Annotated in this window: 21 protein-coding genes; 17 read left to right on the top strand and 4 right to left on the bottom strand. The window is 72.4% G+C overall.

Going from position 1 to position 20,100, the window contains the following annotated elements; all coding sequences use genetic code 11:
* The first annotated feature begins 35 nt into the window (after nucleotides 1-35).
* The gene (gene miaA, locus QM641_RS03410; RefSeq protein ID WP_415113449.1) at nucleotides 36-944 is read left to right on the top strand and encodes a tRNA (adenosine(37)-N6)-dimethylallyltransferase MiaA; all 909 of its coding nucleotides are present in this window, start codon (nucleotides 36-38) and stop codon (nucleotides 942-944) included.
* A 216-nt stretch (nucleotides 945-1,160) separates the two neighbouring features.
* Nucleotides 1,161-2,018 carry a diaminopimelate epimerase gene (dapF, locus tag QM641_RS03405; RefSeq protein WP_415113447.1) on the top strand — a complete coding sequence of 286 codons (858 nt, stop codon included), beginning with the start codon at nucleotides 1,161-1,163 and terminating at the stop codon, nucleotides 2,016-2,018.
* A 7-nt stretch (nucleotides 2,019-2,025) separates the two neighbouring features.
* On the opposite strand, the gene QM641_RS03400 is transcribed toward dapF, so the two are convergent.
* The gene (locus tag QM641_RS03400; protein WP_415113445.1) at nucleotides 2,026-2,667 is read right to left on the bottom strand and encodes a class I SAM-dependent methyltransferase; all 642 of its coding nucleotides are present in this window, start codon (nucleotides 2,665-2,667) and stop codon (nucleotides 2,026-2,028) included.
* 299 nt (nucleotides 2,668-2,966) lie between these two features.
* Between QM641_RS03400 and hflX the strand changes: the two genes are divergently transcribed.
* Entirely contained in the window at nucleotides 2,967-4,277 is a 1,311-nt protein-coding gene (gene hflX / locus QM641_RS03395) for a GTPase HflX (protein ID WP_415113505.1), read from the top strand.
* Nucleotides 4,278-4,506: 229 nt separating this feature from the next.
* Here the strand turns inward: hflX and QM641_RS03390 are convergent, their stop codons facing one another.
* A complete protein-coding gene (locus QM641_RS03390) occupies nucleotides 4,507-6,414 on the bottom strand; it encodes a prolyl oligopeptidase family serine peptidase (protein WP_415113443.1) in 1,908 nt (635 codons plus the stop codon).
* 222 nt (nucleotides 6,415-6,636) lie between these two features.
* Between QM641_RS03390 and QM641_RS03385 the strand changes: the two genes are divergently transcribed.
* Together QM641_RS03385 and metE are read left to right on the top strand one after the other, a co-directional pair.
* Nucleotides 6,637-7,596, top strand: a complete 960-nt coding sequence (locus tag QM641_RS03385) for a methylenetetrahydrofolate reductase (protein WP_415113441.1) — start codon at nucleotides 6,637-6,639, stop codon at nucleotides 7,594-7,596.
* Nucleotides 7,593-9,923, top strand: a complete 2,331-nt coding sequence (metE, locus tag QM641_RS03380; protein ID WP_415113439.1) for a 5-methyltetrahydropteroyltriglutamate--homocysteine S-methyltransferase — start codon at nucleotides 7,593-7,595, stop codon at nucleotides 9,921-9,923. Before QM641_RS03385 ends, metE begins: the two co-directional genes overlap by 4 nt.
* A gap of 15 nt (nucleotides 9,924-9,938) precedes the next feature.
* Here the strand turns inward: metE and lexA are convergent, their stop codons facing one another.
* Nucleotides 9,939-10,604, bottom strand: coding sequence for a transcriptional repressor LexA (gene lexA, locus QM641_RS03375; protein WP_415113437.1), 666 nt, complete (start codon nucleotides 10,602-10,604; stop codon nucleotides 9,939-9,941).
* Between the two features lie 260 nt (nucleotides 10,605-10,864).
* Here lexA and QM641_RS03370 point away from each other — a divergent pair, with 260 nt between their 5' ends.
* From QM641_RS03370 to QM641_RS03345, 6 genes are all read left to right on the top strand, one after another.
* On the top strand, nucleotides 10,865-11,218 hold the full coding sequence (locus QM641_RS03370) for a LysM peptidoglycan-binding domain-containing protein (RefSeq protein ID WP_415113435.1): 354 nt from the start codon (nucleotides 10,865-10,867) through the stop codon (nucleotides 11,216-11,218).
* Nucleotides 11,219-11,333: 115 nt separating this feature from the next.
* Entirely contained in the window at nucleotides 11,334-12,428 is a 1,095-nt protein-coding gene (locus QM641_RS03365; protein ID WP_415113433.1) for a histidinol-phosphate transaminase, read from the top strand.
* On the top strand, nucleotides 12,425-13,036 hold the full coding sequence (gene hisB / locus QM641_RS03360; RefSeq protein WP_415113431.1) for an imidazoleglycerol-phosphate dehydratase HisB: 612 nt from the start codon (nucleotides 12,425-12,427) through the stop codon (nucleotides 13,034-13,036). Before QM641_RS03365 ends, hisB begins: the two co-directional genes overlap by 4 nt.
* The gene (gene hisH / locus QM641_RS03355; RefSeq protein ID WP_415113429.1) at nucleotides 13,033-13,668 is read left to right on the top strand and encodes an imidazole glycerol phosphate synthase subunit HisH; all 636 of its coding nucleotides are present in this window, start codon (nucleotides 13,033-13,035) and stop codon (nucleotides 13,666-13,668) included. Before hisB ends, hisH begins: the two co-directional genes overlap by 4 nt.
* 123 nt (nucleotides 13,669-13,791) lie before the next feature.
* Entirely contained in the window at nucleotides 13,792-14,538 is a 747-nt protein-coding gene (gene priA / locus QM641_RS03350) for a bifunctional 1-(5-phosphoribosyl)-5-((5-phosphoribosylamino)methylideneamino)imidazole-4-carboxamide isomerase/phosphoribosylanthranilate isomerase PriA (RefSeq protein WP_415113427.1), read from the top strand.
* Complete coding sequence (locus QM641_RS03345) at nucleotides 14,522-15,295, top strand: SseB family protein (RefSeq protein WP_415113425.1); 774 nt, start codon at nucleotides 14,522-14,524, stop codon at nucleotides 15,293-15,295. The genes priA and QM641_RS03345 overlap by 17 nt, the downstream gene beginning before the upstream one ends.
* Nucleotides 15,296-15,414: 119 nt before the next feature.
* Here QM641_RS03345 and QM641_RS03340 read toward each other — a convergent pair whose 3' ends face one another.
* Nucleotides 15,415-15,816: a DUF1844 domain-containing protein gene (locus QM641_RS03340; RefSeq protein WP_415113423.1), complete on the bottom strand. Its 402-nt coding sequence runs from the start codon at nucleotides 15,814-15,816 to the stop codon at nucleotides 15,415-15,417.
* 191 nt (nucleotides 15,817-16,007) lie between these two features.
* Here QM641_RS03340 and infC point away from each other — a divergent pair, with 191 nt between their 5' ends.
* The 6 genes from infC (at nucleotide 16,008) to QM641_RS03310 (ending at nucleotide 20,053) form a co-directional block, all read left to right on the top strand.
* Nucleotides 16,008-16,652, top strand: coding sequence for a translation initiation factor IF-3 (infC, locus tag QM641_RS03335; RefSeq protein WP_415113421.1), 645 nt, complete (start codon nucleotides 16,008-16,010; stop codon nucleotides 16,650-16,652).
* Nucleotides 16,653-16,699: 47 nt separating this feature from the next.
* Complete coding sequence (gene rpmI / locus QM641_RS03330) at nucleotides 16,700-16,894, top strand: 50S ribosomal protein L35 (RefSeq protein ID WP_159844935.1); 195 nt, start codon at nucleotides 16,700-16,702, stop codon at nucleotides 16,892-16,894.
* Nucleotides 16,895-16,927: 33 nt separating this feature from the next.
* Nucleotides 16,928-17,308 (top strand): 50S ribosomal protein L20, encoded by a 381-nt coding sequence (gene rplT, locus QM641_RS03325; RefSeq protein WP_415113418.1) that lies wholly within the window; start codon nucleotides 16,928-16,930, stop codon nucleotides 17,306-17,308.
* Between the two features lie 95 nt (nucleotides 17,309-17,403).
* A complete protein-coding gene (locus tag QM641_RS03320) occupies nucleotides 17,404-18,228 on the top strand; it encodes a TrmH family RNA methyltransferase (RefSeq protein ID WP_415113416.1) in 825 nt (274 codons plus the stop codon).
* A gap of 95 nt (nucleotides 18,229-18,323) precedes the next feature.
* Nucleotides 18,324-19,118, top strand: a complete 795-nt coding sequence (locus QM641_RS03315; RefSeq protein WP_415113414.1) for an amino acid ABC transporter ATP-binding protein — start codon at nucleotides 18,324-18,326, stop codon at nucleotides 19,116-19,118.
* 29 nt (nucleotides 19,119-19,147) lie between these two features.
* A complete protein-coding gene (locus QM641_RS03310) occupies nucleotides 19,148-20,053 on the top strand; it encodes a glutamate ABC transporter substrate-binding protein (protein ID WP_415113412.1) in 906 nt (301 codons plus the stop codon).
* Nucleotides 20,054-20,100: the final 47 nt, after the last annotated feature.

Raw genomic sequence — 20,100 nt, 5'->3', positions numbered from 1 at the left:
CAGGGAACTGGCGCCAAAGCGGTGGGGAGCAACTCATGACGCGGCTGTGGGCGATCGTCGGGGCGACCGGCACCGGCAAGACGGCGCTGTCGCTCGAGCTCGCTGAGGAGCTGCGCGCGCGCGGGCGGGATGCCGAGATCGTCGGCGCCGACGCGATGCAGCTGTACCGAGGCATGGACATCGGGACGGCCAAGCTTCCGCTGGCCGAGCGCCGCGGCATCCCGCACCACCTTCTCGACGTGCTCGAGGTCACCGACGAGGCGGCCGTCGCGTGGTACCAGGATGCCGCGCGCACCGCGATCGCGCAGATCCATGCGCGCGGCGCCGACGCGATCCTCGTGGGCGGGTCGGGGCTGTACGTGTCGAGCGTGGTGTTCGACTTCCGCTTCCCGCCGCACGACGACGCGTTGCGGGCCCGGCTGGAGTCGGAGCTGGAGCGCGACGGGGCGGGTGCGCTGTTCGCGCGGCTGCGTGAGCTCGATCCGGCGACCGCGGCCAGGATCGACGCACGTAACGGGCGGCGCGTCGTGCGCGCCCTGGAGGTCGTGCTGCAGGGCGAGGCGACGCACGGTGCGGCGCTCCCCGACGAGCCGAGGCTGTGGCACGAGCCGACGACGCTGGTGGGGGTCCACGTCGATCGCGCCGAGCTCGTGGAGCGCCTCGACCGGCGGATCGAGGGCATGTGGCGCGCGGGACTCCTCGACGAGGTCGCCGTCCTGCGCGAGCGGGGGCTGGAGCAGGGGGTGACCGCGCGGCGCGCGATCGGTTACGCGCAGGCGCTTGCGCAGCTGGACGGCGACCTCGGCGAACACGAGGCGATCGCGCAGGCGCAGGCCCTGACGCGCCGCTACGCCCGGCGACAGGTCTCGTGGTTCCGCCGCTACCCCGACCTGCGCTGGATCGCCCCCGGAACGCCGGCAGCCGCGCTCGTCGATCCAGCCTGAGGTCCCTGCTGCGCCGCCGCGCCGGGCATGGTCCCCGTCCATCCCGGTCATGCCCGCCGATCCTCGTCCCGCTTACAGGGCGAAACGGCCCTTTCCGGCTCCTCGGGCTCGGTTCAGGTCGATCGGCCCTGTAAGCGGGACGGCGGGGCCCGGAACTCGGGGCGCCTGTGGCCGGGACCTCGGGGGCCGGCGGTACCCACCGCCTAGACTGAGGGGATGCCGCTGACCCTCCCTTTCACCAAAGGCCACGGAACCGGCAACGACTTCGTGATCGTCCCCGACCCCGAGGGCGCGGTCCACCTCTCCGACAGCCAGGTCGCGGCCCTGTGCGACCGCCGGTTCGGGATCGGCGCGGACGGGATCCTGCGCGTGGTGCGCTCGGCCGCGCTGCCGGAGGGCGCGGCCACCCCCGATGCCGAATGGTTCATGGACTACCGCAACGCGGACGGCTCGGCGGCCGAGATGTGCGGCAACGGGATCCGCGTGTTCGCCCGCTACCTGCTCGACGCGGGGCTGGCGACCCTCCCCGAGGGCGCGACCCTGCCGATCGGCACGCGCAACGGCACGCTGGGCGTCACCCGCAGCCCGCTTGGCTTCGAGGTCGATCTCGGCCCGTTCCGCATCGACGAGACCGAGACGCTCGTGCGCGCCCGAGGACTCGGCGTGGCGCTCCCGGGCCTGGGCGTCGACGTGGGGAACCCGCACGTGGTCGTCGCGCTCCCGAGCGACGACCGCTTGGACGGACTCGACCTCACCGTGGAGCCCGTGATGGAGCCTGCCCCCGCCGCCGGCGCGAACATCGAGTTCGTCGTCCCCGCCGACCCGCTCGTCACGGCGGGGGTCGGAGGCATCCGCATGCGTGTGTTCGAACGCGGCGTCGGCGAGACCCTCAGCTGCGGCACCGGCGTCGCCGCCGCCGCGCTCGCCGTGCGCCACTGGGCCGGTCCGGCCGCGCCGGAGCGCTGGAGCATCGAGGTCCCGGGCGGAACGCTGGGCGTGCGCACCGTCGGCGACCGCGTGCTGCTGTCCGGGCCCGCGGCGCTCGTCTTCTCCGGGCAGGTCGCGCTGGCCTGAGCGGGCGTCAGACCACGTCGACCGCGTCGGTGCGGGGCGTGCCGTGCCGACGGACCCGCAGCACCCGGAATCCGCGCGCGGTCGCGGCCCGGCTCACGCTGTAGCCGCTGTGGAACGTCGCGGCGAGCCAGCGCTGGAGCGAGTCGGCGCCGAGGTTGCGCTGCACCACGAACCACGCGTCGGACCGCTCGTCGAGCCGCGGGATCCACCTCTCCAGCAGGCCGTGCAGCTCGTGCTTGCCGACCCGGATGGGTGGGTTCGAGCGGATGCCACGGAACACGACGTCATCGGGGACGTCGTCGGGCAGCGCGGCGGTGACGTTGGGCAGGCCGAGCTCCTCCGCGTTTCGGCGCACGAGGTCGAGTGCCCGCTCGTTGACATCGACGGCCCACACGGTCGCGTGCGGGGAGTCGAACGCGATCGACAGCGCGATGGGCCCCCAGCCGCACCCGAGATCGAGCAGGTTGCCCCCCGGCGGAGGGGCCGGCGTATTGGCCAGGAGCACCCCGGTGCCGGCGTCGATGTGGGCGGGGCTGAAGACCCCGCCCGCGGTCGTGACCTCTACCGGACGGCCCGCGAGGGTCACCTGGATGCGACGGAGGTTCTCGGCACTGGACGGAGACGCGCTGAAGTAATGCTCGCTCCCCATGGAGTGAGCGTAGCGGAGCCGCACGCCCCTGCGGGAGGCTAGACTGGCGGGCTGACCGGAAGGACCCCATGACCGACACCACCACCAGCGCCGACGAGACGCCGGTCGACCCGGTCGATCGCGTGCTGGCGCGCGCCCAGGCGGGCTCCGGCGCGCGGGTGAGCACGTTCACGGAGCGGGGCGACGACGGTGCGCTCGGGGCAGCGCAGGCGCTGCAGGACGCGTCGACGGTGTCGTACGGCGACGACGGCGAGCAGTGGGATCGCGAGGAGCGGGCGGCCCTCCGCCGCGTCCCCGGTCTGTCCACGGAGCTCGAGGACGTCACCGAGGTCGAGTACCGCCAGCTGCGCTTGGAGAACGTCGTGCTCGTCGGCGTGTATCCGCAGGGCGCGCAGGAGGATGCCGAGAACTCCCTCCGCGAGCTCGCCGCGCTCGCCGAGACCGCCGGCGCGGTCGTCCTCGACGGGGTGCTGCAGCGCCGCCCGCATCCCGATCCGGCCACCTACATCGGCCGGGGCAAGGCCGCCGAGCTGCACGATCTCGTGGCCGCGCTCGGCGCCGATACGGTGATCGCCGACACGGAGCTCGCCGCCAGCCAGCGCCGCGCGCTGGAGGACGTCGTCAAGGTCAAGGTGATCGACCGCACGACGGTGATCCTCGACATCTTCAGCCAGCACGCGAAGAGCCGCGAGGGCAAGGCGCAGGTCGAGCTCGCCCAGCTCGAGTACCTGCTGCCGCGCCTGCGCGGCTGGGGCGAGTCGATGAGCCGCCAGGCCGGCGGCCAGGTCGGTGCGGGCGGTGCGGGCATGGGTTCGCGCGGACCGGGTGAGACCAAGATCGAGCTCGACCGCCGCCGCATCCGTACCCGCATGGCCCAGCTGCGCCGGCAGCTGCGCGACTTCGCGCCCGCGCGCGAGGCCAAGCGCGCCGAGCGCAAGCGCAACACCGTGCCGTCGGTCGCGATCGCCGGCTACACGAACGCGGGCAAGTCGTCGCTGCTGAACCGCCTGACGAGCGCGGGCGTGCTGGTCGAGAACGCGCTGTTCGCGACGCTGGATGCCACGGTGCGTCGCTCCGAGGCATCCGATGGCCGCGTCTACACGCTCACCGACACGGTCGGGTTCGTGCGCAATCTGCCGCACCAGCTCGTCGAGGCGTTCCGGTCGACGCTGGAGGAGGTCGCCGACGCCGACGTGATCCTGCATGTCGTGGATGCCGGTCACCCCGATCCCGCCGCGCAGCTGCAGACCGTCCGCGACGTGCTCGGCGACGTGGGGGCGCGCTCGACGCGCGAGCTGGTGGTGTTCAACAAGGCCGACCTCGTGGACGAGGGCGCCCGGCTGGTGCTGCGCGGACTCGAACCGGACGCGTACTTCGTGTCGTCGCGCACCGGCGAGGGGATCCCCGAGCTGCGCGCGGCGATCGAGGCGGCGCTGCCGCTGCCGGCCGTCGAGGTGCGGGCGCTCGTGCCCTATCACCGTGGCGACCTCGTCTCGGCGGTGCACTCGACCGGCCTGATCGTCTCGACCGAGCACGAGGAGGGCGGCACCGCCGTGCACGCGCACGTGTCCGAGCGGCTCGCCGCCGACCTCGCCCCCTTCTCCCGCTGACCTCCCGCCCTCGCTTCCTGTTGGCGACGCCTTCCTGCGATGGCGCCAGCTTCCTGGATGGCGCCAGCTTCCTGTTGGCGACGCCTTCCTGGGATGGCGCCAGCTTCCTGCGATGGCGCCACATATTCGTAGAGGCCGAAGCAGGAAACTGTAGCCGAAGCGGCCGGAGGTGGCGGGAAGGGCCCGTGGGCGTGGTCCAGGGACCGGGACCCTTCGAGTGGAACCGACGTCAGGACAGGGCGAGGGGCGGGATGCCGGGGGTGTCGAACCCGAACACCTGACCGAGGAACGCCAGCTCCTTCTCCATCGCGTCGACCACCGTCTCGGCCTTGCGGAAGCCGTGGCCCTCGCCGGGATACAGCACGTACGCGTGCGGGATGCCGCGCCCGACGAGCGCTGCGCGGATCGCCTCGGCCTGCGCGGGCGGCACGACCTCGTCCTCGTCGCCCTGCAGGAGCAGCACCGGCACGCGGAACCGGTCGGCGTGCGAGAGGGGAGACCGCTCCAGGTACACCTCCTCGGCCTCCGGCAGCGGGCCGATGAGACCGTCGAGGTAGCGCGCCTCGAAGTCGTGCGTGTCGGCGGCGAGCGTGCGGGCGTCGCCGACGCCGTAGCGCGAGATCCCTGCCCCGAACACGTCGGTGCGCACGAGCGCCGCGAGCACCGTCCAGCCGCCCGCCGAGCCCCCGGCGATCGCGAGGCGTGCGGCATCCGCCCTGCCCTCCGCGGCGAGCCCTGCTGCCGCCGCAGCGACGTCGTCGACGTCCACGACGCCCCACTGGCCGCGCAGCCGCTCGCGGTACGCGCGGCCGTAGCCGGTGGAGCCGCCGTAGTTGACCTCGAGCACGCCGATGCCGCGGCTGGTGAGGAAGGCGATCCTGCTGTCGGCGACGCCGCCGACGTGCGAGGTCGGCCCGCCGTGCACGAACACGACGTACGGCGGGAGCTCGCCCGCCGGGGCGACGGCCCCGGGGTTGGTCGGCGGATGGTCGAACGCGTGCACGTCGCCGTGCGGGCCGGGGTAGGTGGCGGCTCGGGCCCGCGGCATCCACTCGTCCGCGATCGCCGGTTCGCCGCCGGTCACGAGGACTGCCGTGGCCGCGTCGGCGTCGACAAGCCAGACGCCCGCGCCACCCGGCGCCATGCCTGACACGAGTACGCGGGCACCTGCGGCGTCCTCGATCAGCACGCGCGCGGTCGCCGGGAGCGGGAGTGCCGATGTCGCTCCGTCAGCGCCGATCATCACGAGCTCGTCGCTGCCGTTCGTGCGGACCGCGACGAGGCGGTCGCCGCTGACGGGAGCGAACCAGCGCGAGCCGAGCACCCAGAGCGGGCCGCCGGTGTCGGCGTCCGCGGGGGCGAGCGCTGCGGCATCCCGCCTTCCCCGGATCGACCACAGGTTCCAGCGTCCGGTCGGCTCGTCCAGGAAGAGGAGCTCGTCCTCGCCGCGCCACACCGGCTGCAGCGCAGCGGTGTCGCCCGAGGTCAACGAACGCCAGGACGAGACCGTGCCTCCGGCGATGTCGCCCACGCGGAGCTCGGTGCGGTCCCACGGCATGTCCGGGTGGTTCCACGCCACCCACGCGAGGCGCCGGCCGCCGGGGGACAGCGCGGGCTGCGCGACGAAGTCGCTGCCCTCCGCGAGGGTCGTCACGCCCGACCCGTCCGTGGCGATCGAGACGATCGCGCGGCGCGGGACGCGTTCGTCGCCGTGCACCTCGCGCACCGCGAGCAGCGTGCCCTCCTGCCACGACAGGCCGCCGAACCGGGCGGCAGGGTCGTCCGGCGTCAGGGCGACGGGGTCGTCGCCCTCGTAGAGCGCCCACACCCGCTGGTCGGTCTTCTCCACGAAGAAGAGCCGGCCCTCGGGATCGGCGGTCCAGGAGCCGCCGCCGTATTCGTGCACGCGCGATCGCGCGTTCCAGGGCGCCGGGAGAACATCGATCACAGCGCCGGATGCCGCGCGCCGCCGCACCGCGGTCCGGCCGCCCTCCTCGGGGACGCCCTCCCCCCACCAGACGTCGTCGCCGACGAAGCGCGCGCCCTCGAACCGCGGGGAGGAGGCGCACGCCCAGGGGGCGGTCAGCGGTGAGGGCCAGGAGCCGTACGGAATCGGTGCGGTCGGGGCGGATGCCATCACCCCACGCTACGCGCACTGAAACATCCCGTCACACGACTGCCGCCCGTCCGGGGCGCGGACGTAGTGTGGTCGCATCGTCGCCCGGTCGCCCCGGGCGCGCCCGGCGCCTGCCGGGCAGGAGCGACAGCCGAGCCCGGCACCCGCCCGCGATGCCAGTGCCGTCGTGCACGGGTGCGCGGCCGTCGGCCCGCCCCGCGCACCTGACCCGAGAGCCCGTACATGCCGGAGGAGAACGCGAGCAGCGCGGGGGTCGTCCCGTTCTCGTTCGAGCTGTATCCGCCGCGCTCGACCGACCGGCTGCCGCAGCTGCACGAGACGATCCGCCGCCTCGCCGAGGTGGCGCCGCGCTTCATCTCGGTCACCTACGGCGCCGGCGGCTCCACCGGCGGCCGCTCGCTCGAAGTGCTGCGCCACATCAGGGCGACGACCGCGGTCGAGCCGCTCGCGCACCTCACCTGCGTCGGCAACACGTACGCCGGTGCCGCTGCGCTCATCCGCGAGTTCCTGGATGCCGGCATCACGAGCTTCCTGGCCCTGCGCGGCGACCCGCCCGCCGGCGTCGACGAGGACGAGCCGTTCCTGGGCGACCTGGAGAGCGCCGCACAGCTGGTGCAGCTGATCGACCGCGTGCAGGCCGAGCGCGCCCCCTACACGGAGGCGAGCATCCCGGGGCTGCCGGGTGCGGCGCGCGTCGAGCCACGCCGTCACGTGCAGGTCGCGGTCGCCGCATTCCCCAACGGGCATCCGCGCTCGAGGCACTCGTCCGAGCACCTCGACGCGCTGCTGGCCAAGCAGGCGGCGGGGGCGACGCTGGCGATCACGCAGCTGTTCTTCCACGCCGACGTCTACCTCGCGTTCGTGGATCGGGCGCGTGCGGCGGGCGTGACCATTCCGATCCTTCCCGGCATCATGCCCATCACCTCCCGGGCCCGGCTGCCGCGCGTCCTGGAGCTGACCGGCGAGTCCCTCCCCGCCGAGCTGGCGGTCGCCCTCGACGTGGAGCCGACCCCGGAGGGCCAGCGCGAGGTGGGCATCGCCCACGCCGCCCGCCTCGCTCGCGACGTCGTCGCCGGCGGTGCGCCCGGCGTGCACCTCTACGCCTTCAACAACCACGACACGGTTCTCGCGACGCTTCGCGAGGCCGGCATCCTCATCCCGCAGAAGGAGAACGCACGATGACCGTCTCGACCCCCGCCTTCCCCGCCGGCACCATTCTCGGCTACCCGCGCATCGGACGCCGCCGCGAGCTCAAGCGCGCCGTCGAGGCGCACTGGGCCGGACGGCTCGACGAGGCGGCGCTCGAAGAGGCCGCTGCGAGCCTGCGCGCCGCCACGCGCGAGCGGCTCGCCGAACTGGGTCTCGGCCGCGACGACTCGTCGATTCCGGAGTCGTTCTCGTACTACGACCAGGTGCTCGACACCGCCGTCGCGGTCGGGGCTCTGCCGGAGCGCTTCGAGCGGCTGCGGAACCCGGACGGCTCCATTCCGCTGTCGGCATATTTCACGGCCGCGCGCGGCGAGGGCGAGGACGCCCCGCTGGAGATGACCAAGTGGTTCGACACGAACTACCACTACCTGGTGCCCGAGATCGGCCCCGAGACGGTGTTCTCGCCGGCGAGCGACCGTTTCGCGGCGCAGGTCGCCGAGGCGAGGGCGCAGGGCTTCACGACCCGGCCCGTGGTCGTCGGCCCGGTGACCCTCCTCGCGCTGTCGAAGGCCACGGACGGTGCCCCGGACGGCTTCTCGCCGCTCGGCCGGCTGGACGACGTGCTGCCGGTGTACGTCGAGCTGCTCGCGGCGCTGCGGGCCGCGGGCGCCGAGTGGGTGCAGCTGGACGAGTCGGCGCTCGTGAGCCAGTCGCTCGGCCACGACGACGCGGAGCTGGCCGCGGCGGCCGAGCGCGCGTACGCGGTGCTGTCGGCGGCGCCCGAGCGCCCCGCGATCCTCGTGGCCGCCGGCTACGCGCAGCTCTCGGCGGAAGCCTGGCGCGTGCTCGCCGCCTCCGGCGTCGAGGCCATCGCCATCGACCTGGCCCGCGGTTCGGTGCCGACAGCGACGGCGGGCCTTGACACCAAGACGCTCGTCGGCGGCGTGATCGACGGCCGCAACATCTGGCGCGGCGACCTCGCCGCCGCGTGGGCGAGGCTCGAGGCGCTGCGAGAGCTGGGTGCGGCGGCGGTGGCCGCGGGAACCTCGACCTCGCTGCAGCACGTGCCGCACGACGTGGCCGACGAGCCCGACCTCGACCCCCGGCTGGTCTCGTGGCTCGCGTTCGCCGACCAGAAGACGCAGCAGGTGGTCACTCTCGCTCGCGGCCTCGCAGCCGGCGCCGACGCGATCGCCGACGAGGTGGCCGCGGCATCCGCCGCCCTCGCCGACCGCCGGAGCGCCCCCGGCGTGCGCGACGGCGCGGTGCGGGAGCGCGCGGCGGCCCTCACCGCGTCGGACTTCGACCGCGGCGACTACGACGCGCGCGTGGCGGCGCAGGATGCCGCGCTGCACCTGCCGGTGCTTCCCACCACCACGATCGGCTCGTTCCCGCAGACCGGCGACATCCGCCGTGCCCGCGCGCGTCACGGCAGGGGAGAGCTCACCACCGACGAGTACGAGGGGTTCCTGCGCGACGAGATCCACCGCGTCATCGACCTGCAGGAGGAGCTCGGCCTCGATGTCCTCGTGCACGGAGAGCCCGAGCGCAACGACATGGTGCAGTACTTCGCCGAGAACCTCGACGGATTCGCCGTGACGGTCAACGGCTGGGTGCAGTCCTACGGCTCGCGTGCGACGCGCCCGTCGATCCTGTGGGGCGACGTCTCGCGGCCCGCGCCGATCACGGTCGCCTGGTCGACGTACGCGCAGTCCCTCACCGACAAGCCGGTCAAGGGCATGCTCACCGGCCCTGTGACGATCCTCGCGTGGTCGTTCGTGCGCGACGACCAGCCGCTGGGCGAGACCGCGAACCAGGTCGCGCTGGCCCTGCGCGACGAGATCGCCGACCTGGAGTCCGCCGGCATCGGCGTCATCCAGGTGGACGAGCCCGCGCTGCGCGAGCTCCTGCCGCTCAAGCGCGCCGACCAGCCCGCGTACCTGGAGTGGTCGGTCGGGTCGTTCCGCCTCGCGACGGCGGGGGCCGCCGACCGGACGCAGGTGCACACGCACCTGTGCTACTCGGAGTTCGACGTCGTGATCGACGCGATCGCGGCGCTGGATGCCGACGTCACCTCGATCGAGGCGGCCCGCAGCCGCGGAGAGGTCATCGGGGACATCGCGTCGTCGGGCTTCTCGCATGGCGTGGGCCCGGGCGTCTACGACATCCACTCGCCGCGCGTGCCGTCGGTCGACGAGGTCGCTGAACTCCTCGACCGCGCCGCCACCGAGCTGCCGCTGCGCCAGGTCTGGGTCAATCCCGACTGCGGGCTGAAGACGCGCGGCTACGACGAGACCGTGGCGTCCCTGCGAAACATCATCGAGGCGACGAAGACGATCCGCGAGAAGGTCTCCGCCTAGCGCGGCCGGGCCGCGTCACACGGCGCGCAGGACCGCGACGACCTTGCCGAGCACGGTGGCCTCGTCGCCCAGGATCGGCTCGAACGCGCTGTTGCGCGGCAGCAGCCACGTGTGGCCGTCGCGCTGACGGAAGGTCTTGACGGTCGCCTCGCCGTCGAGCATGGCCGCGACGATGTCGCCGTTGTCCGCGGTCGACTGCGCGCGCACGACGACCCAGTCGCCGTCGCAGATGGCGGCGTCGATCATCGACTCGCCGCTGACCTTGAGCATGAACAGGTCGCCCTTGCCGACCAGGCGCCGGGGGAGCGGGAAGACCTCCTCGACCTGCTGGTCGGCGGTGATGGGCACGCCCGCGGCGATACGGCCCACGAGCGGGACCAGGGCGGCGTCGCCCAGGGACGGGTGGACCTCGTCGGGGTTCTCCGCGGCGCTGCCGGGCAGGTCGATCAGCACCTCCATCGCGCGCGTCTTGCCCGCGTCGCGGCGGAGGTAGCCGCTGAGCTCGAGCTGGTTGAGCTGGTGCGTGACGCTGGAGAGCGACTTCAGCCCGACGGCGTCGCCGATCTCGCGCATGCTCGGCGGATAGCCGTGCCGGGCGATCGATCGCTGGATCACCTCGAGGATCGCGAGCTGCTTGTCGCTCAGGCTCTTGCGCCGCCGGGTGCGGGGCTTCTCGCTCATGGTCGTTCTCCTTCTCTTCCTCGCGGAAGGGGTCGATCTTCGAATGTCGGAGGTCGGTGGTGAGGTGTCCTCATCGAAACGGTATCCGTTCCCGGATGCCGTGGGGTGGAAGCGGGCGCGTGTCGCCTTCGATTCATCTCCTATTCGATCGCCTCTTGACAGTCTACGAGATCGAAGATAGCTTCGGAAACGAGCTTCGGATGCCGGACCCCGATCGCGGGCTACGGTACGAAGCTCCCGCCATCTCCTGAGGAGGAGCCATGAGCACCATCGACATCGCCGGGGTCTACGCCCCCGTTACCCGCCTGCGGCTGACTGTCCGCGGCCGCCGCGTGCTGGCCGCCGCGGCATCCATCCCCGCCGTGGTCGCGCTCAGCGTCGCGATCGTGTCGGGGGGCGGCGCGCTGGCATCCGACGAGCGGGCGACGCCCGAGCCGGAGTTCGCGACAGTGTCCGTCCTGCCGGGCGACTCGCTGTGGTCGATCGCCGAGACCATCGCCCCGGGCGAAGACCCGCGCGACGTGGTGGATGCCGTCATGCGCCTGAACGGGCTGACCACCTCCGCCCTCGACGTCGGCCAGTCGCTCGCGATCCCGCACGAGTACACGCGGTGAACGAACGCAGGCTCGGCGCGCGGCCACCGGGCGGGCGCGGCGGGGCGGGTGGGTCGCGTCGTACGAGCGGGTGCCGCAGCGCGGGGCGGGCGCGTCGCACGAGCCGGCGCCTAGCATGGGAGGGGTGAGCACGACCCTCGACGACCTCCCGCTTCGCGACGACCTGCGCGGTCTCACCCCGTACGGAGCACCGCAGGCGGCCCTGCCGGTGGCGCTCAATGTGAACGAGAACACGCATCCGGTGCCGGAAGAGGTCGCCGACGACATCCTCGACAGCGTCGCCCGGGCGCTGCGCGATGTCAACCGCTACCCGGATCGTGAGTTCACCGCGCTCCGGGAGGGCTTCGCGGACTATCTCGGCCACGGGCTCACCCGCGACGAGATCTGGGCGGGGAACGGCTCGAACGAGGTGCTGCAGCACCTGCTGCAGGCCTTCGCGGGGCCCGGCCGGACCGCGTTCGGGTTCGCGCCGACCTACTCGATGTATCCGCTGCTGACCCGGGGCACCGGTGCGCGGTACATCGCCGGCGAGCGCGACCCCGACTACACGCTCACCGCGGCGGATGCCGCCGCCCAGGTCGAGGCATCCGCCCCCGACGTCGTCTTCCTGTGCGCGCCGAACAACCCGACCGGCACGCCGCTCGGACTCGACGTGATCGAGGCCGTCTACGACGCGACCGACGGGGTCGTGATCGTCGACGAGGCCTACCAGGAGTTCGCCCCGCGCGAGGAGCGCTCGGCGCTCACGCTCCTTCCCGGCCGCGAGCGGCTCGTCGTGTCGCGCACGATGAGCAAGGCGTTCGCCTTCGCCGGCGCCCGCGTGGGCTACCTGGCCGCCGCGCCCGCCGTGATCGACGCGCTGCGGCTCGTGCGCCTGCCCTACCACCTCAGCGCGCTGACGCAGGCGGCCGCCTCCGCCGCCCTGCGGCACAGCGGCACGATGCTGGCCATGGTGGACGAGATCGTCGCGCAACGCGATCGCATCTCGGCGACCCTCGACGCACTCGGCTACCAGCCGTACGAGAGCTGGACGAACTTCGTGCTCTTCGCCGGCGTCGACGACCCCGCCGCGACGTGGCAGGCGCTGTACGACCGCGGCGTGCTGATCCGCGACGTCGGCATCGCGCACAGCCTGCGGGTCACGGCGGGCACCGAGGAGGAGACCACCGCGTTCCTCGACGCCCTGGCCTCGGTAGGATCGGCGGCATGAGCACCCCCGGTTCCCGCACCGCGTCGCTGCGTCGCGCGACGAGCGAGTCCACCGTCGAGCTGACCGTCGACCTCGACGGCACCGGCCAGAGCCGCATCGACACCACGGTGCCCTTCTTCGACCACCTGCTCACCGCGTTCGCGAAGCACTCGCTCACCGACCTCACCGTGCGCGCCTCCGGCGACACCGACATCGACGCGCACCACACCGTCGAGGACGTCGCGATCGTGCTCGGCCAGGCGATGCGTCAGGCGCTCGGCGACAAGGCCGGCATCTCGCGCTACGGCGACGCGCTCGTGCCGCTGGACGAGGCGCTCGCGCAGGCCGTCGTCGACATCAGCGGGCGGCCCTACCTCGTGCACACCGGCGAGCCGACCGGCTTCGAGCACCACCTCATCGGCGGGCACTTCACCGGGTCGCTCGTACGCCACACGTTCGAGGCGATCGCCTTCAACGGGGCGCTCACCGTGCACGTCATGCTCCTGGGCGGGCGCGACCCGCACCACATCGCCGAGGCCGAGTACAAGGCGTTCGCCCGCGCGTTCCGCCAGGCCAAGGCGCTCGACCCGCAGGTCCACGGCATCCCCAGCACGAAGGGCGCCCTGTGACGGATGCGCCGCTGGTCGCCGTCCTCGACTACGGCTCGGGAAACGTCCACTCCGCGGTCAAGGCGCTGATCGCCGCCGGCGCCGATGCGCGGCTGACGGCCGATCGCGGTCTGATCCACGATGCCGCGGGCCTGGTCGTGCCCGGTGTCGGAGCCTTCCGGGCGGTGATGGAGGCGCTGCGCGCCCAGCGCGGCGACGAGGCGATCGAGCGGCGCCTGGCCGGGGGGCGCCCGGTGCTCGGGATCTGCGTCGGCATGCAGGTGCTGTTCGGCCGCGGCGTCGAGCGCGACGCCGACACCGAGGGCATGGGGCAGTGGCCGGGCGTGGTCACCGAGCTCGACGCCCCGGTGCTCCCGCACATCGGCTGGGACACCGTGCGCGCAGGCGAGGGCTCGGAGCTGTTCCGCGGCATCGAGGACGAGCGCTTCTACTTCGTGCACTCCTTCGGGGCGCAGACCTGGTCGCTTCAGGTCGAGCGCCCGTTCACGCCGCCCGTGCTCACCTGGTGCGACTATGGCAGCCCGTTCCTGGCCGCGGTGGAGAACGGGCCTCTGTCGGCGACGCAGTTCCATCCCGAGAAGTCCGGCGAGGCCGGCATCCGCCTGCTCGCCAACTGGATCGCGACGCTCTAGCGGTCACCGCCTTCCGGCCTGTCCCGGCGCGGCGCCACTTTGAACCGCGGGCTCGGGCGGGCTACTCTCGGTTCTCGTGCCCGTACCCGGGGCACGCCCCGCGACGCCTCGCAGAAGGATCACATGAACGACTTCGCGTCCACTCCCGCGCTGACGCTGCTGCCCGCGGTCGATGTGGCCGGCGGCAAGGCCGTGCGACTCACCCAGGGTGCCGCGGGCACCGAGACCAGCTACGGCGACCCGGTCGACGCGGCGCTCGCGTGGGCGCGCCAGGGCGCGTCGTGGGTGCACCTGGTCGACCTCGACGCCGCCTTCGGACGCGGCAGCAACGCGCCCATCCTGCGCAAGGTCATCAAGAGCCTGCGCGGCGTGCAGGTGGAGCTGTCCGGCGGCATCCGCGACGACGCGAGCCTGGAGGCGGCGCTGGAAAGCGGAGCGACGCGCATCAACCTCGGCACGGCCGCGCTGGAGAACCCGGAATGGGCCGCCGATGTCATCGGCCGCTACGGCGAGGCGATCGCGGTCGGTCTCGACGTGCGCGGCACGACCCTCGCCGCCCGCGGGTGGACCCGCGAGGGCGGCGACCTGTGGCAGGTGCTCGACCGGCTCGAGGGCGCCGGCTGCAGCCGTTACGTCGTGACCGACGTGACCAAGGACGGGATGCTGAAGGGCCCGAACCTCGATCTCCTCCGCGAGGTGACCCAGCGCACGCCGAAGCCGGTGATCGCCTCGGGCGGCATCGCGAGCCTGGACGACATCGCGGCGCTGCGCGAGCTCGTCCCGCTCGGGGTCGAGGGCGCGATCGTCGGCAAGGCGCTGTATGCCGGCGCGTTCACGCTGGCCGAGGCGCTGGATGTCGCGGGCAGCTGACGAGTCCTGTCACACCGACTCCGCGGGGATCCCCTGGGAGGGACGGCGGTTCGAGGAGAACCCGCACTCGGCCGACGACGGGTCTGCCGACCCGGCACTGCTGGCCGCGCTCATCGCGTTCCGGGCGGGCGAGGGCGATGCCGTCGCCGTCGTGGACGCGTACCGCGCCGCGCGTCTGCTGATCCCGCTCGTGGCCGAGAAGGGCGACGTGGGCGTCGGACCGACGGGCCTGCGGGTCGACAAGACCCAGGAGCTGTCGATCGTGACGGTGGCCGGGCCCGACGGACGGCGGGTGCTGCCGGTGTTCACGTCGGTGGCGACCATGGCCGTGTGGGACCCGAAAGCCCGGCCCGTGCCGGCCGACGGCGTCCGCACGGCGCTGGCGGCGGCATCCGACGACACCGACCTCGTCGTGATCGACCCCGGCTCGGCGACGGAGTTCGTGCTGCGCCGCCCCGCCGTGTGGGCGATCGGGCAGGGGGAGCCGTGGGAGCCGGCCGACCGGTCGCCGGAGGTGTTCACGGCGCTTCAGGAGAGCATCGGCGTCGAGCTCGCGGTGCTCGACCTGTCGGTCGCGGCCGGCGACCCCGAGGCGCGGCTGCGCGGCCCGGAGCTGGTCGTGCGGCTGGACCTGATGGACGGGCTCGACCGCGCCGAGCTCGACGCGGTGCTGCAGCGTCTCGCGTCGCGCTGGGCGGCCGACGACCGCATCGCGGTGCTGGTGGACTCCCTCACGGTGCAGCTGCGCCGCGCCTGACGCCCCGCGCTCCCGGCCGCTCACCCCGCCGCCCTGTTCACTTGCCCTGGATGTACGCCGAAGCGGCGTTCCGGCGTACATCCAGGACAAGCGAACGGAGGGGGAAGGACCGATGGCGCTCAGGTGACCGGGCCGGTCCACTTCTCGCCGGGGCCGCGTCCGATCGGGTCGGCGATGACGGATGCCTCGCGGAAGGCCAGCTGGAGCGAGCGCAGTCCGTCGCGCAGGGACCGCGCATGCAGGTCGCTGATCTCCGGGGCGCCCGCGGTGACCAGGCCCGCGAGGGCGTTGATGAGCTTGCGCGCCTCGTCGAGGTCGGTCTGGGTCGCCGGGTCGTCGGCGAGCCCGACCTTCACCGCCGCGGCGCTGAGCAGGTGCACCGCGGTCGTGGTGATGACCTCGACGGCGGGCACGTCGGCGATATCGCGGGTCGCGGCGGCCGCGGCGCGCTCCTGCTCCTCCCAGCGTGCGCGGCGCGCGGCATCCGCGTCGTCGTCCCGAGCCTGCGGAATCGTGTCCACGTGGTGCCTTCTGCTAGACTTCTGCGGGCTCCGGAGCATTCCGGATCGAAAGAGGATCACGATCCCACCCGCGCTTGCCGCTCCAGGCTACCGGGTCACCGCATCTGCGCTCCGGACCGCTCGTCCGGATCGGTTCTGATGCAGCAGCACGCGTCTGCAGCGTGCGCGGTGGGCGTGACGATCTTCCGCCCGTGACCCGGCGTCACGGTGGCCGACACCCCCACGAACAGGAGTCCCGCATCAGCGATCCCCGCACCAACGAGCGCATCCGCGTCCCCGAGGTCCGACTCGTCGGCCCCAACGGAGAGCAGGTGGGCGTCGTTCGCATCGAAGTCGCCCTGCGTCTCGCGCAGGACGCCGACCTCGACCTGGTCGAGGTGGCGCCCAACTCGAAGCCCCCCGTGGTCAAGATCATGGACTACGGCAAGTTCAAGTACGAGGCGGCGCAGAAGGCCAAGGAGGCCCGGCGCAACCAGGCCAACACGGTCCTCAAGGAGGTCCGCTTCCGCCTGAAGATCGAGGCGCACGACTACACCACCAAGCTCAAGCGCGCCGAGGGGTTCCTCCGCTCCGGCGACAAGGTCAAGGCGATGATCCTGTTCCGCGGCCGAGAGCAGTCCCGTCCCGAGCAGGGCGTGCGGCTGCTGCGCAAGTTCGCCGAGGATGTCGCCGAGTTCGGCACCGTCGAGTCCAACCCGACGATCGACGGCCGCAACATGGTGATGGTGGTCGCCCCGCACCGCAACAAGTCCGAGGTCAAGACGGAGCAGAACGCCGCCCGCGCGGCCAACAAGGAAGCCGCCCGTCAGGCCCGCGCCGCCGGTTCCGCCGAGTAGCGCCCGCAGACTCCCGCCCCGCGGGACACACAACGAAGGAAACGAATATGCCGAAGCAGAAGACCCACTCGGGTGCCAAGAAGCGCTTCAAGGTCACCGGGAGCGGCAAGCTCATGAAGCAGCAGGCGAACCTCCGCCACAACTTCGAGGGCAAGCCCACCCGCCGCACCCGCCGCCTCTCGCAGGAGCAGGTGCTGGCCCCGGGCGACGCCAAGGTCGCCAAGAAGCTCCTCGGCCGCTGACGCGCGCCGACGCAGGAATAGGAACGAAACGAAATGGCTAGAGTCAAGCGGGCTGTCAACGCCCACAAGAAGCGTCGCGTCATCCTCGAGCGCGCGTCCGGTTACCGCGGGCAGCGTTCGCGCCTGTACCGCAAGGCGAAGGAGCAGGTCACCCACTCGCTCGTCTACGCGTACCGCGACCGCCGCAAGCGCAAGGGCGACTTCCGTCGCCTGTGGATCCAGCGCATCAATGCGGCGAGCCGTCAGAACGGCCTCACCTACAACCGCTTCATGCAGGGCCTGGGTCTTGCCGGCGTGCAGGTGGACCGCCGCATGCTCGCCGAGCTCGCCGTGAACGAGCCGGCCGCGTTCGCCTCGCTCGTCGAGACGGCCAAGAAGGCGCTGCCGGCCGACGTGAACGCGCCGAAGGCGTAAGTTCGCGGCATCCGTCGTCGAAGGGGCGTCCTCTGCGGAGGGCGCCCCTTTCGCGTGCGTCGTGCGCGCCGTCGCCGCGACCCTAGGATGAGACCGTGCTTGAGAACCCACGCTCTCCGCGGGTGCGCGGCGTCGCCAGGCTCGCCAAGCGAAGCGCGCGGCAGGAGAGCGGGCTCTTCCTGCTGGAGGGGCCGCAGGCCGCGCGGGAGATCCTCGGCCATCGCCCCGACACGGTCGTCGAGCTGTTCGCGACGCCCACCGCGGCCGACCGGCACCCCGACGTGCGTGGCGCGGCCGCCGCGGCCGGCGTCGAGGTCGTCTTCACGACCGAGGCGGTGCTCGCCGCGATGGCCGACACGGTCACTCCGCAGGGGATCGTCGCGGTCGCCCGCCAGTCGCCGACCTCGCTGCGCGAGGTGTTCGCCGCCGCCCCGCGCCTGGTCGCGATCTGCGAGGAGGTGCGCGACCCGGGAAACCTCGGCACGATCATCCGCGCCGCCGACGCGGCGGGCGCCGACGCGGTCGTGCTCACCGGCCGCACCGTCGACCCGTACAACCCGAAGGTGGTGCGCGCCTCGACGGGCTCGCTCTTTCACGTGCCGGTCGCCGTCGGCGCCGACCTCGCCGCGACGGTCGAACGCGCCCACGGTGCCGGGCTGCGGGTCGTGGCCGCCGACGTCGGCGGAGAGGACTTCCTCGCGCAGCGCGGCATGCTCGCCGAGCCCACGGCGTGGCTGTTCGGCAATGAGGCGCGCGGCCTCGACGCCGCGGCGCTCGCGCTGGCCGACGTCGCGCTGCGGCTGCCGATCTACGGCGCCGCCGAGTCGCTCAACCTCGCCACCGCGGCGAGCGTCTGCCTCTATGAGACCGCCTTCGCCCAGCGCGCGGTCTCGTCGCCGGCTCCGGCCGGCGACCTCTGACGGCGCGGCGCGGTTCGGTTCACGTCCTGTTACAGAACGGTAAAGGTCGTTCCCCGCCGCGGCCGGAAGCGGCCGGATGTGCTTAGGCTGGCGCCATGACGACCGCCGACAACGACCCGAGGCCGGAGCCGTCCGGCATCTCCGTGCGCCGCGGCGACCCCCTCGTCGTGATCACCGACGTGCAGAAGCACTACGGCGACTTCCAGGCGCTCAAAGACATCGACCTCACCGTGAACCGCGGTGAGGTCGTCGTGGTCATCGGCCCGTCGGGATCGGGCAAGTCGACCCTGTGCCGCACGATCAACCGCCTGGAGACGATCACGAGCGGCACGATCACGATCGACGGAAAGAAGCTCCCCGAGGAAGGCAGGGCGCTGGCCGCCCTGCGCGCGGACGTCGGCATGGTGTTCCAGTCGTTCAACCTCTTCTCGCACCTCACGATCCTCGACAACGTCACGCTGGGGCCGATCAAGGTCCGAAAGCTCAGCAGAGCGGATGCCGAGACCCGCGCAAAGGCGCTCCTCGACCGCGTCGGGGTCGGCCAGCAGGCCGCCAAGCTCCCCGCGCAGCTGTCCGGAGGCCAGCAGCAGCGCGTCGCGATCGCGCGCGCTCTCGCCATGGACCCGAAGGTCATGCTCTTCGACGAGCCGACCAGCGCCCTCGACCCGGAGATGATCAACGAGGTGCTCGACGTCATGGTGGGCCTCGCCCAGGAGGGCATGACGATGATCGTCGTCACCCACGAGATGGGCTTCGCGCGCAAGGCGGCCGACCGGGTCGTCTTCATGGCGGACGGGCAGATCGTCGAAGAGGCCACGCCCGACGAGTTCTTCACGAACCCGAGGAGCAGCCGCGCGAAGGACTTCCTCTCCAAGCTCATCACCCACTGAACCGTCGCACGACACGAAGGAGACACGACATGCGTAAGACGAGACTCATCGCCGCCCTGAGCCTGGCCGCCGCCGCGGCCGTCGCCCTCACCGGCTGCAACAGCGGCACCCCCGGGGCGGAGACCAGCGTGGTCGCCCCCGACGAGGAGACGGTGTGGTTCACGGTCGCCGACCCCAAGCCCGAGGTCGCGGACAGCCCCACCGTCGCCGCGATCACCGAGCGCGGCACGGTGAAGGTCGGCGTCAAGGAGGACCAGCCGAACCTCGGTTATCTCGACCCGACCACCGGCGAGCGCAGCGGCTTCGACGTCGACATCGCGCGCTGGGTCGCGGCATCGCTCGGCTACGACGAGGAGGACATCGAGTTCACCGCGATCGACTCCGCGAACCGTGAGCAGTCGATCATCAACGGCGACATCGACTACTACGTCGGCACCTACTCGATCACCGACAAGCGCAAGGAGCAGATCTCCTTCGCCGGTCCCTACTTCGTCACCGGTCAGGGCCTGCTCGTCGCGGCGGACTCCGACATCACCGGCAAGGACGACCTCACCGCCGACACCGTCGTGTGCTCGGTGACCGGGTCGACCTCGATCGAGCGGATCAAGACCGAGACCGAGGCCGAGCCGGTCGAGCTGAGCAAGTACTCCGAGTGCGTCGATCAGCTCAAGAACGGACAGGTCGATGCCGTGACCACCGACGAGGCGATCCTGATCGGCTACGCGGCACAGGACCCCGACAACCTCAAGGTCGTCGGCGAGCCGTTCAGCGAGGAGCGCTACGGCATCGGCATCAAGAAGGACGACACCGCGTTCGTGGAGTTCGTGAACACGATGCTCACCGACGGCGGCGACATCTGGACGGCGATCTTCGAGAAGAACCTCGGGGCCGCGGGCGTCGAAGGCACTCAGCCAGAGGTCGACCCGGTCGGCTGAGCTCGACGGGGCGGCGGCACGCGCCGCCCCGTCAGGTCTGGCCGGAA

It is taken from the genome of Microbacterium sp. (genome assembly GCF_047605725.1).
GTDB lineage: Bacteria > Actinomycetota > Actinomycetes > Actinomycetales > Microbacteriaceae > Microbacterium.
The sequence above is the reverse complement of the archived record's forward strand: the minus strand, read 5'-3'. Positions and strand labels throughout refer to the sequence as shown.

Excerpts from the sequence above, each read along its gene's own strand:
- dapF (WP_415113447.1), top strand. The coding sequence starts at position 1,161 with ATGCCGCTGACCCTCCCTTTCACCAAAGGCCACGGAACCGGCAACGAC.
- miaA (WP_415113449.1), top strand. The coding sequence starts at position 36 with ATGACGCGGCTGTGGGCGATCGTCGGGGCGACCGGCACCGGCAAGACG.
- QM641_RS03345 (WP_415113425.1), top strand. The coding sequence starts at position 14,522 with ATGTCGCGGGCAGCTGACGAGTCCTGTCACACCGACTCCGCGGGGATC.
- QM641_RS03385 (WP_415113441.1), top strand. The coding sequence starts at position 6,637 with ATGCCGGAGGAGAACGCGAGCAGCGCGGGGGTCGTCCCGTTCTCGTTC.
- QM641_RS03390 (WP_415113443.1), bottom strand. The coding sequence starts at position 6,414 with ATGGCATCCGCCCCGACCGCACCGATTCCGTACGGCTCCTGGCCCTCA.
- rplT (WP_415113418.1), top strand. The coding sequence starts at position 16,928 with ATGGCTAGAGTCAAGCGGGCTGTCAACGCCCACAAGAAGCGTCGCGTC.
- rpmI (WP_159844935.1), top strand. The coding sequence starts at position 16,700 with ATGCCGAAGCAGAAGACCCACTCGGGTGCCAAGAAGCGCTTCAAGGTC.
- QM641_RS03370 (WP_415113435.1), top strand. The coding sequence starts at position 10,865 with ATGAGCACCATCGACATCGCCGGGGTCTACGCCCCCGTTACCCGCCTG.
- metE (WP_415113439.1), top strand. The coding sequence starts at position 7,593 with ATGACCGTCTCGACCCCCGCCTTCCCCGCCGGCACCATTCTCGGCTAC.
- hisB (WP_415113431.1), top strand. The coding sequence starts at position 12,425 with ATGAGCACCCCCGGTTCCCGCACCGCGTCGCTGCGTCGCGCGACGAGC.
- QM641_RS03315 (WP_415113414.1), top strand. The coding sequence starts at position 18,324 with ATGACGACCGCCGACAACGACCCGAGGCCGGAGCCGTCCGGCATCTCC.
- lexA (WP_415113437.1), bottom strand. The coding sequence starts at position 10,604 with ATGAGCGAGAAGCCCCGCACCCGGCGGCGCAAGAGCCTGAGCGACAAG.
- priA (WP_415113427.1), top strand. The coding sequence starts at position 13,792 with ATGAACGACTTCGCGTCCACTCCCGCGCTGACGCTGCTGCCCGCGGTC.
- QM641_RS03400 (WP_415113445.1), bottom strand. The coding sequence starts at position 2,667 with ATGGGGAGCGAGCATTACTTCAGCGCGTCTCCGTCCAGTGCCGAGAAC.
- QM641_RS03365 (WP_415113433.1), top strand. The coding sequence starts at position 11,334 with ATGGGAGGGGTGAGCACGACCCTCGACGACCTCCCGCTTCGCGACGAC.
- QM641_RS03310 (WP_415113412.1), top strand. The coding sequence starts at position 19,148 with ATGCGTAAGACGAGACTCATCGCCGCCCTGAGCCTGGCCGCCGCCGCG.